This is a genomic window from Enterobacter sp. Acro-832 (assembly GCF_011752745.1).
In the GTDB taxonomy this organism is placed as follows: Bacteria; Pseudomonadota; Gammaproteobacteria; order Enterobacterales; family Enterobacteriaceae; genus Enterobacter; species Enterobacter quasiroggenkampii.
The window spans coordinates 943,656-957,839 of the sequence record NZ_VWWX01000002.1 but is presented as its reverse complement, the minus strand read 5'-3'; the positions used below and the strand labels follow the sequence as shown (position 1 = coordinate 957,839).

The window sequence follows — 14,184 nt, the reverse complement described above, 5'->3', positions numbered from 1 at the left end:
CGTTTGCTCCTCGCTTACCAGTTCCACAGCGTGCCGTCTTCCAGGCGGGCCACCGGCAGATAGGCCGGATCGTAGGGGTATTTCGCCGCCAGCTTTTCATCAAACTCAATGCCCAGCCCCGGCTTGTCGCCCGGATGCATATAGCCGTTATCAAAGCGCCAGCTGTGCGGGAAGACCTCCAGCATCTGTTCGGAGTAGCCCATGTATTCCTGCACGCCAAAGTTCGGTACCCACAGGTCGAAATGCAGCGCGGCGGCATGGCAAACGGGCGACAGATCCGACGGACCGTGTGAACCGGTACGCACCTGATAGAGCGAGGCGAAGTCGGCGATGCGACGCATCCCGGTAATGCCGCCCGCGTGGGTAATGGTGGTGCGGATATAGTCGATAAGCTGCTCTTCGATAAGCTGCTTGCAGTCCCAGATGCTATTAAACACTTCGCCTACCGCAATGGGGGTGACGGTGTGCTGGCGGATCAGGCGGAAGCAGGCCTGGTTTTCCGCAGGCGTTGGATCCTCCATCCAGAACATGCGGAATGCTTCGATGCTCTTGCCGAAGCGCGCCGCTTCAATTGGCGTCAGGCGGTGGTGCATGTCGTGCAGGAGGTGCTCATTGAAGCCGAATTTACTGCGCACCGCGTCGAACAGCTTCGGCGTGAAATCGAGGTATTTTTCGGTGGACCAGAGCTGCTCTTCCGGCCAGTCGCCTTTGGTCGCAGGCTCATAGGCCAGCCCCTTCCCTTTGGCCATGCCGTAGGTGGTTTTCATGCCCGGCACGCCGCACTGCACGCGGATCGCCTTGAAGCCCATCTCTTTATGACGGGCGTAATCTTCCAGCACGTCGTCAATGGTGTGGCCGGTAGTATGGCAGTAGACCATCACCCCTTCCCGGGAGGCGCCGCCCAACAGCTGGTAGAGCGGCATGTTGGCCGCTTTGGCTTTGATATCCCACAGCGCCATATCCACGGCGGAGATGGCCGACATGGTAACCGGACCACGACGCCAGTAGGCGCCTTTATAAAAGAACTGCCAGATGTCTTCGATGCGGTGCGCATCGCGGCCAATCAGCTGGGGGCAAAGGTGATCCTTCAGGTAAGAGGCCACGGAGAGCTCGCGTCCGTTTAGCGTAGCGTCACCGAGACCGACAATCCCCTCATCGGTGGTGATTTTAAGGGTGACAAAGTTCCGCCCCGGGCAGGTAACAAACACGTCAGCCGCGACAATCTTCATAATTCCTTTCCTTACATCGTTCGTTGTGATGCTGGAAATTTACCCACCAACCCTACTACCATACAAGTATAATAATCATAAAATCAGCTAACGATCACAAAACCCGGGGGCTCACGCGCGCCCCCATCCCGCCACAATAATCAACATACCGCACAGGGCAATCAGCGCCCCGGCCCAGTCGTATGCGCTGAGTTTGACGCCGTCCACTACGCGTAACCACAGCAGCGCCGTGCAGACATAGACGCCACCGTAAGCCGCGTAAACGCGCCCACTGGCCGCCGGATGCAGCGTTAATAGCCAGACAAACAGGGCCAGCGCGACGCTTGCCGGGATGAGCAACAGTACGGATCCGCCCTTCTTCAACCAGAGCCAGGGCAGGAAGCAACCGATGATTTCGCATAGCGCGGTGGCAAAAAAAAGCAGCGTCGTTTTAAGCATATTTCACGTCAGGTGAGGATTTATTTAACCATCATACCTGATGATGCCCTTTACTTTTCCATACTTGCTCCGCGGGTATGCCGTCATTTCGCTTTAGTGTAGAATCTGTACGGGGTAACTTGATTATCTGCACCCATTTAAAAGGAAACGCTATGACCACATTAAGCAAACGCCTTTGTCTGACAGCCCTGCTGGCGCTGTCATCGTTCGCCTTTGCCGCCTCTGCGACAGCGGAAACCAGCAAGCTCATTATTGAGTCTGGTGACAGCGCGCAAAGCCGTCAGAACGCCGCCATGGACAAAGAACAATGGAATGACACCCGTAACCTTCGTCAGAAGGTCAACAAACGTGCTGAAAAAGAGTGGGACAAAGAAGATGTCGCTTTTGACGCGCGCGATAAGTGTCAGCAAAGTGCAAACGTCAATGCCTACTGGGAGCCAAACACCCTGCGCTGCCTGGATCGCCGCACTGGCCGCACGGTAGCCCCATAATGTCGGTGTCCTGCGACGTTAAACTCCGTCCGCTGGAGCGTGAAGACCTGCGCTTTGTCCACCAGCTCGACAACAATGCCAGCGTGATGCGCTACTGGTTCGAAGAGCCTTACGAGGCGTTTGTCGAGCTGTCCGATCTCTACGATAAGCACATTCACGATCAGAGTGAACGTCGTTTTGTGGTGGAGTGTGAAGGTGAAAAAGCCGGACTGGTGGAGCTGGTTGAAATCAACCACGTTCACCGCCGGGCGGAGTTTCAGATCATCATTTCCCCTGAACATCAGGGAAAAGGCCTTGCGTCACGGGCGGCTAAGCTGGCAATGGATTACGGATTCAACGTTCTGAATCTCTACAAGCTTTACCTGATTGTGGACAAAGAGAACGAGAAAGCGATCCATATCTACCGCAAGCTGGGCTTCATGGTGGAAGGCGAGCTGATTCACGAGTTCTTTATTAACGGTGAATACCGCAACACCATCCGCATGTGCATTTTCCAGCATCAGCACCTGGCCGGACACAAACCGTCAGGCGCCAGCCTGCTGAAACCTACCGCGCAGTGAGATTGATGACAAACCTTGTCATGAACCATTGCGCTGTCTTTCTTGCCGGGTGGCGCTGTGCTTACCCGGCCTACAGGGTGCTTCATTGTAGGCCCGTGCAAGCGTAGCGCCGCCGGGCGAAACGTACAAAATGCACGTTACTCTCAGTAATATTCAATCGTGTTCTTGATGGTGTACTTGCGCTCAACGGCAGGTTTGACGCTGTCGTCCGTGATCGTCAGATCGCAGCTCACCGGGTTATTGTGGCGGTCGTAATCGCAGCTCTGCTTCACGTTGCCCAGCGGCTTATCATTCAACATGCTCACTGCCGAGTAATCCATTCTTTTGCGAAGATCTTTAGACGGCGTCGACTGGACGGACAGATGCTGATCCCCGGAGACGGTGGTTTTGCCCAGCGGGTAGCCATCCGCGTCGTAGCGATACTTCACTTCCATCTCTTTGCCGTGCGCCGCCACCACAAAACCGTTGTCGTCAGTATCCCACGTCACCCCGGCTGACGGCAGTTCGGCCAGCTGGCATTTCCCCTGCAGCTTCACTTTGCGCTGCTGGGTTTCTGCGTCAAGATAGTAATTGGCATCCAGCACCAGCGCCACGCCGGTGTTGGCCTCCAGGTCGTGCAGCTCCAGCGTATCGAAACACCCTTCCGTCGAGACGGTGCCGGTGACCCGTTTGGACACTTCGCCCTTCTCGTTGAACAGCGTCTGGGTAAAGTCTTTGACCGGTCCGCGCAGCGGATCAAAATCAAACTCGTTTGAAAAACTCGCCATCTCGGGCGTAAACGACAGCGGCGCGGAGCTGTTGTCGCACCCCATCAGTGTTGCTGCCAGTAGCGTTATCGCTGCGTATTTCTTCACATTTATTACCGTACAGGGAGATTATTCCCAATCATATTAGCAAATACAGTTGTTTACACGAAGCCTGCTAAAATTAATCTCTACACAGAGAAAAGGAGCTACAGATGAAACGGTTACCCTGGATTACCGCCCTGCTGTTAATGAGTGCCTCAACGGCCGCGCTGGCGGCACCGGATTCCTGCGAGCGCGTGAAAAGCGACATTCAGCAGAAGATTATCAACAACGGCGTGCCTGAATCAGGGTTTACGCTGAGCATTGTGCCGAACGACCAGGCTGACCAGGCGGGCACGCAGGTAGTAGGCCACTGCGCCAACGACACCTTCAAAATTTTATACACCCGCACAGGCAGTGGTGCGGCCGCTGAAGCTCAGTAATTGCCCCTCAATCCCCTTTGATTTGATGAGGATTAAGATTTAATACCCCCAAATAAGTAACACTCACCCCATCATTAGCCCGGATATCATTTCGGGAAAAATAATACGCAATTATAATGATGGGGTGAGCCATGTCCGATATTGAACATCACGGCGGAATTAGCCGTCGAACTCTCGTGAAATCTACGGCGATAGGTTCTCTGGCGCTTGCCGCTGGTGGGATCTCGCTGCCTTTTGGTTTAAAAAGCGCCGCCGCGGCGGTGAAGCACGCCGTCCAGCCGCCTGAAGATACCGTGGTGTGGGGCGCCTGCTCGGTCAACTGCGGCAGCCGCTGTGCGCTGCGTCTGCACGTGCGTGACAACGAAGTGTACTGGGTCGAAACGGACAACACTGGTGAGGATATTTACGGTAACCATCAGGTGCGCGCCTGCCTGCGCGGACGTTCTATTCGCCGCCGAATCAATCACCCTGACCGTCTGAACTACCCGATGAAGCGCGTGGGCAAACGCGGCGAAGGTAAGTTCGAACGCATCACCTGGGATGAAGCGCTCGACACGATCGCCGCCAGTCTGAAAGACGTGGTGGCCGGCTATGGCAACGAAGCGGTGTATATCAACTACTCCTCCGGGATTGTCGGGGGCAATATCACCCGCTCCTCCCCTTACGCTTCGCTGGTGGCGCGTCTGATGAACTGCTACGGCGGTTTCCTGAGCCACTACGGTACCTACAGCACGGCGCAAATTGCCTGCGCGATGCCCTACACCTACGGCAGCAACGACGGCAACAGCACCTCGGACATCGAAAACACCAAACTGGTGGTCATGTTCGGCAATAACCCAGCAGAAACGCGCATGAGCGGCGGCGGGATTACGTACTATCTGGAACAGGCCCGCGAGCGGTCCAACGCGCGCATGATTGTTATCGACCCGCGCTACACCGATACGGCAGCCGGACGTGAAGATGAGTGGATCCCGATCCGTCCGGGTACCGATGCCGCGCTGGTAGCAGGTATTGCCTGGGTGTTAATCGACGAAAACCTGGTCGACCAGCCGTTCCTGGATAAATACTGCGTCGGCTATGATGAAAAAACGCTGCCGGAAGGCGCGCCCGCTAACGGTCACTACAAAGCGTATATTCTCGGCCAGGGCGATGACCGCACGGCGAAAACGCCGGAGTGGGCCTCCCGCATCACAGGTATTCCCGCCGATCGCATCGTTAAGCTTGCCCGCGAAATCGGCTCCGCTAAACCGGCTTATATCTGTCAGGGCTGGGGACCTCAGCGTCAGGCGAACGGCGAGCTGACCTCCCGCGCCATCGCCATGCTGCCTATTCTGACTGGGAACGTGGGGATCAACGGCGGGAACAGCGGCGCGCGTGAGTCCACCTACACCATCACCATCGAACGTATGCCGCTGCCGGATAACCCGGTCAAAACGCAAATTTCCTGCTTCAGCTGGACGGACGCTATCACCCGCGGTCCGGAGATGACCGCCCTGCGCGACGGCGTGCGCGGCAAGGATAAGCTGGACGTGCCGATTAAGTTCATCTGGAACTACGCGGGCAATACCCTCATCAACCAGCACTCCGATATCAATAAAACCCACGATATCCTGCAGGATGAAAGCAAGTGCGAGATGATTGTGGTCATCGATAACTTCATGACGTCGTCAGCGAAGTATGCCGATATCGTGTTGCCAGACCTGATGACCGTCGAACAGGAAGACATCATTCCTAACGATTATGCGGGTAACATGGGCTACCTGATATTCCTTCAACCCGTGACCGCGCCGAAATTTGAACGCAAGCCCATCTACTGGATCATGAGCGAAGTGGCGAAACGCCTCGGGCCGGATATCCATCAGAAATTTACCGAAGGACGGACGCAGGAACAGTGGCTGCAGTATCTGTATGCCAAAATGCTCGAAAAAGACCCTCATCTGCCGTCCTATGACGAGCTGAAAAAAATGGGTATTTACAAGCGTAAAGATCCGAACGGCCATTTTGTGGCCTATAAAAAATTCCGCGAAAACCCGGAAGCCAATCCGCTGAAAACGCCATCGGGTAAGATTGAAATATACTCCAGCAAGCTGGCGGAGATTGCGGCCACCTGGGAGCTGGAAAAAGATGAGACCATCAGTCCGCTGCCCGTCTACGCATCAACCTTCGACGGCTGGGATGCGCCCGAGCGCGCGCAGTTCCCGCTGCAGCTGTTTGGTTTCCACTTTAAGGCCCGTACCCACTCGAGCTACGGTAACGTTGACGTGCTGAAAGCCGCCTGTCGCCAGGAGGTCTGGCTTAATCCTGTCGATGCTGAAAAACGCGGCATTAAGAACGGCGATACAGTGCGCGTGTTTAACGATCGCGGCGAGGTGCGAATTGAAGCAAAAGTGACGCCGCGCATCATGCCCGGCGTGAGCGCTATGGGCCAGGGTGCCTGGCACGACGCCAATATGAGTGGCGATCGTATCGACCACGGCTCATGCATCAACACCCTGACCACGCACCGCCCTTCACCACTGGCAAAAGGCAACCCGCAACACACCAATCTGGTGCAGATCGAGAAGGTGTAGCGAGTGAATGGCGTGGCCGTGGTTTATTCTATGATTTGTAATATCGGTTAACACAGTCGCGCGGACACTCTCCGCGCGAACAAGGAAGATGTAATGAAAGATGTCTCACATCGTGAATCGTTCGCGTTCAGCGCCCGGGTGCTGGGCGCGCTGTTTTATTTCTCGCCAGACAGCGAGCAGGCCGCGCCGCTGGTGCAGGCCCTCACCGCAGGGGATTGGGTTCAGGACTGGCCCCTGCAGTCGGAAACGCTGCAGCCTGTAGCTGACACCTTTGCCGCGTCTGCCGATGAGCCGCTGAGGGACGCCTGGCAACGGCTGTTTATTGGCCCTTACGCCCTGCCCGCGCCACCGTGGGGTTCCGTCTGGCTGGACCGCGAATCCGTACTGTTCGGCGACTCGACCCTCGCGCTGCGCCAGTGGATGCGGGAGAACGCTATCGCATTTGAAATGCAGCAGAATGAACCGGAAGATCACTTCGGGACGTTGCTGCTGCTGGCGGCATGGCTGGCTGAGAACGGCCGCGATGCGGAGTACGCTCAACTTCTGGCGTGGCACCTGCTGCCGTGGAGCACCCGCTTCCTGTCCGTGTTTGTCGACAACGCCGGGCATCCGTTTTATACCGCGCTGGGTAAGCTTGCGCAGCTGACGCTCGCAGACTGGCGATCCGGGCTGCTTATTCCGGTTGCGGAAAAAACGCTGTATCGCTAAGGGGTGTGGCTTGCTCGCGGATAGCGAGCAAGCTACGGTCAAAAGAGGAAGCTTAAAAAATTTAACTCGAAACAGGAGGCATATTGAATTTAATAATATAAAATAGCTTTTCCTGGTAAGGTCAACACTTTCGTTTGATACATACAAAACAAAACCATGACTAAAAATTATTCTTTCGAAGATAAACGCAAGAAATTACTTGTTACAGCCGTGATATTCAGCGTTTTAGGTGGATGGCTCTGGTATATGTCATGGGCATCTGGCATCTCCCATAATACTATATTAAAAAAATCCGTTCCTGAATGGATGACATATATTTCACTTGGCGTTTTGATTGGAACAATTTTTGTTATGCGCGCTTTTTACCTGCGCACTTTTAACAAAACATTAGAATATATTGCCAGTGCTTTTTTTAGCGGCTTTTGCCTTGGGTTTGTATTGAGCTTAAATTGCTATGATATTTATGTCTATCTCTTCCCGGACAAAATAATTGGCTATGAATCTGAATATGAGGTTGTCTTTCCGGGGCCTTCGAAAGGTAAGTATGGCCATTGTGAAGCGGGTCTCTGGTTAAAAGATCAGAACACCAACAGATGGATTCAGCTTTGTACAAACAAAGAATATCTGCACAGCCACCGTAAGCAGGGAATGACTGGGGTGTGGGTGACAGCTCGTGTGAATAATATTGGAAGTTATATTGTGAATTATGAGTTTATTTATTTGTAGGCACTACCCTATCTATTTTTGTTCCGGTGAATATGAATGGCGCTCAAGGTCCGCTCCTTGCTTGTAGCCGTCAGCCTGATACGTCGCACCACAGATTGCGCATTCACAGCGGAGAAACCGGCTATGGGCAGGGTCATCTCAAAATCGAATCAGGGTAAATTTCATTCATACCCCCACATTTAGTGGTGGATACGTGACGACTGTTCATCTATTCTGCTTTTTCAGCGAGCAAGCCGGAGTCATTTTTAGTGGATAATCCCATATTTCTGAAAACCATCATTATCTTTATTCTCATCCTGTGGGTAATAGACGTAGTCAGGAGAAAGAAAAAAAAGCGTTATGACTCCGCTATAGCAGAGGCTAATGCCAGAGAACGCTATGAATGGCGCTATCTCAGATGGGGTTGGCAGGCAATACGAGTGGCGGCGGCAGTGTATATCTTTGTTCAGCTGATTCAGTTTTTACTGAGATAGATGGCAGAAGAAGGTAAGACAGGCAAGGAACATCTCACTGTCCAGGCCAACAGTAGTTGCGCCTCGGTGGTAGAAATTGTGAGTGTTCCCTGCCTGCCAGTAGCATGCGTTACAAGCCTTTAACCAGTATTTGGTTATGTATCACCGACTGATTCCCCCTCACTCGCACTCTCTTTGCTTTGAATGAACCGAAGTGCCAGGTAGAGGTCTGGCGCCAGAATCATGTCATCATCATTCATTGTTGGCCGACTGTCTTTAAACCAGCGTGTTAACTCCGTTTTCCTGCCCGCAAGGATTAATTTAATCTGTCGACCTTTCAGGTCACGCTTTAACTCATTAATGGTTGCCAGGACACTGATGTCCGAATAGGTGAAGCAGGCAACGGCATCAATGACCACCCATTTAGGTTGTATGGCGGCCCCATCAACCAGGTTCAATACCCGACGTTTAAAATAAGCCACATTAAAATAGGTCAACGGTGAGTTAAATCGATACATCAGCACGCCCGGGACCATTTTAATATCGGTGGTATTCCCTAACGAGTGAATCATTCCCTCTTCGTCAGTCCCCAGCAGGTGCTCAGAGGGACGAAACACCGTACGAAGGAATTGTAACAACCCAAGCAATACCGCAAGGCCAATCCCCTGGATAACGCCGATAATTAAAACACAGCCAAACGTGAAGAAGGCCAGGCGAAATGCCTGTTTATTTCTGCGCCTCAGGTTCCATAACCCACGTAAATCGATTAATGACCATGATGCATACATTAGAACAATACCTAACGCAGATACCGGAATGTATTGTAATGGCTGAGTGAAAAACAGCACGACAATACCGATGATCAAGGCGGCGACCACGGAAACCAGCTGGCTTTTTCCCCCAACCGAATCATTCACCGCGGTCCGGGAATCGGCGCCACTGATAGCAAACCCCTGAGATAACCCCGACATAATGTTCGCAATACCCAGCGCACGGAACTCTGCATCCGCATTAATTTCGTAGCCATTTTTCGCTGCGAAACTGCGGGCGGTCAGCATCAGACTGACAAAACTGACCAACGCCAGGTTCAGCGCCGGGATCACCAAATCACGCATCGGCCCCGGCTGGAACGCCCCCCAGTGGACGACCGGTAAACCAGACTGGAAGCCTTCTCCCCCAATCGTGGCAATGCCATACTGTTGTGCCGAGGTCCCCCATACCAGTGCCGTTGTTATCACAATGGCGATTAAAGGTGCTGGCCACTGGCTGCGGTACGTCTTGATCACCATTAAAATAATTAACGTAAAAAGGGATATTCCTACGGTTAATAAATGGCTATCTGAAAGTCGACCTGGCAAGGCGATTATTTTTTCAATGACCTGCGCCTCATCAAGCTTGATCCCTAATACCTTGCCTAATTGCCCGACGATAATCGTCACGGCTACGCCATTAAGTAAACCGGTAAGAATGGGGTGAGAAAGCAGATCGGCAAGCGCGCCCAGGCGAAATTTACTGGCAAGCAGGCACCACCCGCCCATCATCAATGTCATGATGATCGTCAGTTGCCAGTGCAGTTCGGGATTACCTGCAGAAAGCGGAAATACAACGGCCGCAATCACCGCACAGGTTGTGGCATCAGGGCCCACAATAAGCTGACGTGAAGAGCCAAACAGTGCGTAAGCTATCATTGGTAAAACGCAGGAATAGAGTCCTACAATTGCCCCCACACCCGCCAACTCAGCGTAAGCAATCGCAACAGGGAGCGCGACAGCCGCAACGGATAACCCCGCTTTAACATCATGTTTTAGCCAGCTTTTATCGTAGGCCAACAAATTTTGTAGCCCTGGCATGTAGTTCAACAATAGCTTTCCGAACACGTTATTCTCCGGACATGAATATTACGCACGAAATGTTGGCACACTTTTAAGTGAGGTTCTGGCTTTCAAATGCTCCGGACGGAGGCCCCCCGCTCAGGTCCTGTAAATACTTAACTATTTTATTATTCTGACTGGTGTAAAACATAGTTCAAAAACGAACGGTTAGTCGGAGTAGAACCGGCAGCCTGGTCAGCGACGTTGTAACCCGTTATTGGTAGTTGAAAAGAGGCCAGGAAGTGCGGAAGAATATTTAAACATTATTGAAGCTAAAATGGATTGCGGGATAAGAGGTGGGAATGTCTCAAGCAGTAAAGAAAATCGCTGTAGTGGCTATAGTGGTGAACCTGGCCGCGGGATGCGCGCCGCTACACCCTTCCGGCTGCCATAAGACCACGGCAACGGGTAATTGCGGTTCAGGACGCTGGGACGATCAGGATGAATGGGGCGCGCAGGCGCGGGCAATCAGGGCGGCAATAAACGCCGAAATTGAAGAGCCGCAAAACTGGAAAGGGAAACAATGCAGGTTGCATATTGAATTTGCTCAGGATGGCACACCTTTAAGCATCTCAACCAGTAACGGCAATAGCGCCTATTGCGAAGCGATAAAATCAGCCGCCCATAAAGCCAAATTCCCGGCCTTCAGCAATCCGGAAGTTTATAGAGATTTTCAAAAATCAGGCTTCGACATGCGCGGTTAGCTTCAAGATTATGTCTTGAATGGCGCGCTTTGCTAAACTCCGCCATGCTGCTTCAGGCCATGTTCTCTTTGTCATGAGCGGATTTTTGGGTAGTTTCAGTAGGACGGTATTTCAGCATAATGCGACTGTCTGTAAGCATGGTTGTTTTTAATACAGCCACACACTACTGAATCTAGCTCCGGCAGGCGCTACCGACCCACAAAAGAAAGGATGCACGAGATCGAGCTATGCGTACTCATCAACAGAATAAGTCCCGTAAGCTGTATCGCAGCGTCAACAACACTACACGACACCAATCTAATAATCCTGGTGCTGAGTATCGCTGGGAACGCAACGGTAAAAAAGTCGGAAATGAGCTACTGGCAAAGCGCGGGACAATGCATGGCAGACAGAAGCGTGGCCGAGATTACACGCCCTTGTTTTATTTCCTGATCAAACACAATGGCAAACCATGGGATGAAATATTCAGTGAAGTATGTGGGCGTCTTGATACTACCGAGCCTGTATTCTGGTTAGTCGCACGACATGAGCATCAGCGAAGAGATTTAGTCTGCATTGGTGAAAGTAGTTTTTATCCGGGTCTGTTTGTTGATGAGAATGGAATTCTTCAACAGGTAAATCCTTCAATTTCGGGAAAGGACGTGAAAGTAACTTGCCGCTGCTGCACACACACCTATATTGGTGAACCTGTCCCCTGGATAGAGTAACTGACAACATTTCCTGGGCTGACATGAGTGCCGCTGACACCATCTATGAGAGCGATTGCAAACTTCCGCTCCTCGATACAAACTGACCAACTATTTCTGCAATGTCAGTTTTGTGCCAGGGGCGGATTTTGCTAACATCGCAATATCTTAATTTACGAGGAGTTCATGGGAGAAAAATTATGAAGCATGAGTTATGGACAAACGAAGGTGGTTTAGATTTGTTTTGTCTTGCCGGTACACGGGGGGATTCTGCTCGTAAATTGCTGGATCCGGACTACCGATTAGTGTGGACATGTGACGCAGATTCCCATCTTGAAGCAATGAAAATATATTACGAGTTCCGTCGCTGGGGAGAATATCAAACTGATTTTCCTGAACAGGATAGTAAGACCTACAAAGAAATGGGATGGGAATAAAAAGCATAACATTTATAATATAGTCGTCCTGTATTCTAATATCTTCGCGAACGTGCACTTCTCGCTCACTGCGGACCTTAAGCTCAGTCAGATCGTCCGCATCGAGCCAAAGGCGGACTGTACCAGCCGTGTACTGAATTGAGATGACTCGCAGGGGACGCCCTATTACACGGCTGATTTAGTCACCACTAAACATCCTAAAATGTAACTATTGTTCCTTTGAATACTCATCTGTTTGCGGAGAATAATGCTGACAAACACATGCCAGCTTATTCCCGTCAGGATGCGCAGATAGGCACCATAAAAATCGGGGCCGTACGCGGTCGTGTACCCGGCGCGCCTTCATTCTTCCCTCCCGCATGGAGACCTGCCGCATGGAACTGTCTGACAAGGTCCGCGTTGTCTGCACCGAAAGCGAACATTGTCCCGCTCCCGTGACGCAAGATCTCAACTTTCCGTATGTATGCTAAAATTTGTACAGCTGCAGGACAAAAATTAGTTCTTATAAATTCAGTACGTTAGCCAAAGTGAGCGAATATGGATAATATTCCACATAAGCAGACAGCACGTAAAAGATACCCCGCATGGCTGTGGTGCGGAAGTTTTTATCTGGTTACATGGAATTGCTCTGCAGATGAAATAAATCTGTATTCTATAAACACTGGCTCATACGTTTATCATCTGACAAATAATCACGGACAATACACGGAGAACTTTGAAAACAAGTTTATATCCGTGGAGAGGAAATTTTCGGACACATCGAAATATAGTGTTGTGCTAGGCACAATGAAAAACAGCTTTAATGACAGATGTCTGGCTGCCGGCGTAAGAAGAGACTGGGCTGGGTGGAATAACGGTTGGGTTTTTAAGGGAATCTATGGATATGTAGGCGAATTTTTCTTTGATACATTCGATGATTGTGGTGACCATGGTTCATACCATGATTTTAAAAAAGTAACCGGGATAGGATTTTCTCCCTACATATATCACGGATTCCAGTATAATTTTACGTCTTATTTTGGCATGGATGTGGGTATTATCATCCCCTCCGTTTTTGTCATCACAGCCCAATGGAGCTTTAGATAAATCCGTCAACCACATGTGCTGTAACTGTCAGCAAGAGGTTCCGCCCCGCCATCTAAACCGGAGCGGCTTATATACGGCTCAAGACCACCAGCCGCCGTAACCCACTATTAAAAACTGTACGTCACCTTCAAACTCCCCGTGGGCGACGTCTTGCGTTGCACAATGGGACTATCACCTGCATCCCCCGTCAACTGCGTCACGCCCGCAGAGGCAAGGACGCTCCAGCGAGAGGTGAGCTTGTGGGTCCAGTCCAGGTTCATCGACCAGACATAAACCCCGGCCCCGGCGTCATGTCGGGCAAAGCCCGATGCGGCCGACTGGGCGGCGTTGACCCCGTAATACGTCTGCATATACTTGTCGGATCCCCAACTGCCGGTCAGCGCCAGCGTCACCGCATTTGTTGGTGAGGTATAGAGCGGACTGCTCAAGCCGAAATGCACCGCCTCTCCGTTGTCTCTCTCAGACACCGGAACCTCAGCCTGCAGCTGCAGATTCAGCCAGTCGGTCACCTTGTACCCCAGCCCGGGCACGATGATTGCCGAGCCTTTAATCTCTCCCATCCCTCGCAGCTCGTCGCTACCGGAGCTGATCGAATCGCTGCTCACGTCTTTATCTTTACGGCCAACTCGATAGCTCAGCGCTGCGCTGTAATCCAGGTTGCCAACGTTGTTACCGTAACCGATCCCTCGCGAGGTGCCGATAAAGAAGCCATTTGCCATGGAATAATCCACTACCTGAGCCGCTGAGACGCGGGTTTTATCTGAACCCGAGTAGCGCGGCCCCACATCCACGCCGCCCCCCAGGGTTATGACGTTACCCTGGCGCTGTTCTTCCGCCAGTACAGGCGTAGCCAGTAACGCCAGAACGACGCCCGGCACGAGGGTTTTCAGGCAGCGGTCCGAAAGTAAATGAGGGAACGTATGACGCAGTTCAATATTTCTCATTAAGGAAGTCCTTATGGATTCAAATGATGACGATGCAGGCGGTTAAACGCCGGA

Annotated in this window: 16 protein-coding genes; 11 read left to right on the top strand and 5 right to left on the bottom strand. The window is 51.9% G+C overall.

The features are described from left to right. Window positions 1-14: 14 nt before the first annotated feature. Together manD and F3J31_RS11070 are read right to left on the bottom strand one after the other, a co-directional pair. On the bottom strand, window positions 15-1,229 hold the full coding sequence (gene manD, locus F3J31_RS11075) for a D-mannonate dehydratase ManD (RefSeq protein ID WP_023292552.1): 1,215 nt from the start codon (window positions 1,227-1,229) through the stop codon (window positions 15-17). A 111-nt stretch (window positions 1,230-1,340) separates the two neighbouring features. Beyond that, the gene (locus tag F3J31_RS11070) at window positions 1,341-1,667 is read right to left on the bottom strand and encodes a YnfA family protein (protein WP_021241222.1); all 327 of its coding nucleotides are present in this window, start codon (window positions 1,665-1,667) and stop codon (window positions 1,341-1,343) included. Between the two features lie 152 nt (window positions 1,668-1,819). On the opposite strand from F3J31_RS11070, the gene F3J31_RS11065 reads away from it, so the two are divergent. Next, a complete protein-coding gene (locus F3J31_RS11065; RefSeq protein WP_023335541.1) occupies window positions 1,820-2,158 on the top strand; it encodes a DUF1283 family protein in 339 nt (112 codons plus the stop codon). Beyond that, on the top strand, window positions 2,158-2,718 hold the full coding sequence (speG, locus tag F3J31_RS11060; RefSeq protein WP_048030664.1) for a spermidine N1-acetyltransferase: 561 nt from the start codon (window positions 2,158-2,160) through the stop codon (window positions 2,716-2,718). Before F3J31_RS11065 ends, speG begins: the two co-directional genes overlap by 1 nt. Before the next feature lie 143 nt (window positions 2,719-2,861). Here the strand turns inward: speG and F3J31_RS11055 are convergent, their stop codons facing one another. Further along, window positions 2,862-3,572 carry a YnfC family lipoprotein gene (locus F3J31_RS11055; RefSeq protein ID WP_072052294.1) on the bottom strand — a complete coding sequence of 237 codons (711 nt, stop codon included), beginning with the start codon at window positions 3,570-3,572 and terminating at the stop codon, window positions 2,862-2,864. A gap of 104 nt (window positions 3,573-3,676) precedes the next feature. Between F3J31_RS11055 and F3J31_RS11050 the strand changes: the two genes are divergently transcribed. The 5 genes from F3J31_RS11050 (at window position 3,677) to F3J31_RS23530 (ending at window position 8,423) form a co-directional block, all read left to right on the top strand. Then, window positions 3,677-3,946 carry a DUF1161 domain-containing protein gene (locus tag F3J31_RS11050; protein WP_069719322.1) on the top strand — a complete coding sequence of 90 codons (270 nt, stop codon included), beginning with the start codon at window positions 3,677-3,679 and terminating at the stop codon, window positions 3,944-3,946. A 131-nt stretch (window positions 3,947-4,077) separates the two neighbouring features. Beyond that, window positions 4,078-6,516, top strand: coding sequence for a selenate/tellurate reductase subunit YnfE (ynfE, locus tag F3J31_RS11045; protein WP_167213077.1), 2,439 nt, complete (start codon window positions 4,078-4,080; stop codon window positions 6,514-6,516). Between the two features lie 93 nt (window positions 6,517-6,609). Then, a complete protein-coding gene (dmsD, locus tag F3J31_RS11040; protein ID WP_167213075.1) occupies window positions 6,610-7,224 on the top strand; it encodes a Tat proofreading chaperone DmsD in 615 nt (204 codons plus the stop codon). A 156-nt stretch (window positions 7,225-7,380) separates the two neighbouring features. Continuing rightward, the gene (locus tag F3J31_RS11035; RefSeq protein ID WP_167213073.1) at window positions 7,381-7,950 is read left to right on the top strand and encodes a hypothetical protein; all 570 of its coding nucleotides are present in this window, start codon (window positions 7,381-7,383) and stop codon (window positions 7,948-7,950) included. Window positions 7,951-8,198: 248 nt separating this feature from the next. Continuing rightward, complete coding sequence (locus tag F3J31_RS23530) at window positions 8,199-8,423, top strand: hypothetical protein (RefSeq protein WP_045910408.1); 225 nt, start codon at window positions 8,199-8,201, stop codon at window positions 8,421-8,423. Between the two features lie 134 nt (window positions 8,424-8,557). Here the strand turns inward: F3J31_RS23530 and F3J31_RS11030 are convergent, their stop codons facing one another. Continuing rightward, complete coding sequence (locus F3J31_RS11030; protein WP_167213071.1) at window positions 8,558-10,279, bottom strand: SulP family inorganic anion transporter; 1,722 nt, start codon at window positions 10,277-10,279, stop codon at window positions 8,558-8,560. Between the two features lie 296 nt (window positions 10,280-10,575). On the opposite strand from F3J31_RS11030, the gene F3J31_RS11025 reads away from it, so the two are divergent. The 4 genes from F3J31_RS11025 (at window position 10,576) to F3J31_RS11010 (ending at window position 13,186) form a co-directional block, all read left to right on the top strand. After that, the gene (locus tag F3J31_RS11025; RefSeq protein ID WP_167213068.1) at window positions 10,576-10,977 is read left to right on the top strand and encodes a cell envelope integrity TolA C-terminal domain-containing protein; all 402 of its coding nucleotides are present in this window, start codon (window positions 10,576-10,578) and stop codon (window positions 10,975-10,977) included. Window positions 10,978-11,204: 227 nt separating this feature from the next. Next, on the top strand, window positions 11,205-11,684 hold the full coding sequence (locus F3J31_RS11020; protein ID WP_167213066.1) for a hypothetical protein: 480 nt from the start codon (window positions 11,205-11,207) through the stop codon (window positions 11,682-11,684). Between the two features lie 179 nt (window positions 11,685-11,863). Beyond that, window positions 11,864-12,100 (top strand): hypothetical protein, encoded by a 237-nt coding sequence (locus F3J31_RS11015; RefSeq protein ID WP_167213063.1) that lies wholly within the window; start codon window positions 11,864-11,866, stop codon window positions 12,098-12,100. A 537-nt stretch (window positions 12,101-12,637) separates the two neighbouring features. Beyond that, window positions 12,638-13,186, top strand: coding sequence for a hypothetical protein (locus F3J31_RS11010; RefSeq protein ID WP_231597206.1), 549 nt, complete (start codon window positions 12,638-12,640; stop codon window positions 13,184-13,186). A gap of 107 nt (window positions 13,187-13,293) precedes the next feature. On the opposite strand, the gene F3J31_RS11005 is transcribed toward F3J31_RS11010, so the two are convergent. Further along, the gene (locus F3J31_RS11005; protein ID WP_167213061.1) at window positions 13,294-14,130 is read right to left on the bottom strand and encodes a MipA/OmpV family protein; all 837 of its coding nucleotides are present in this window, start codon (window positions 14,128-14,130) and stop codon (window positions 13,294-13,296) included. Between the last annotated feature and the right edge of the window lie 54 nt (window positions 14,131-14,184).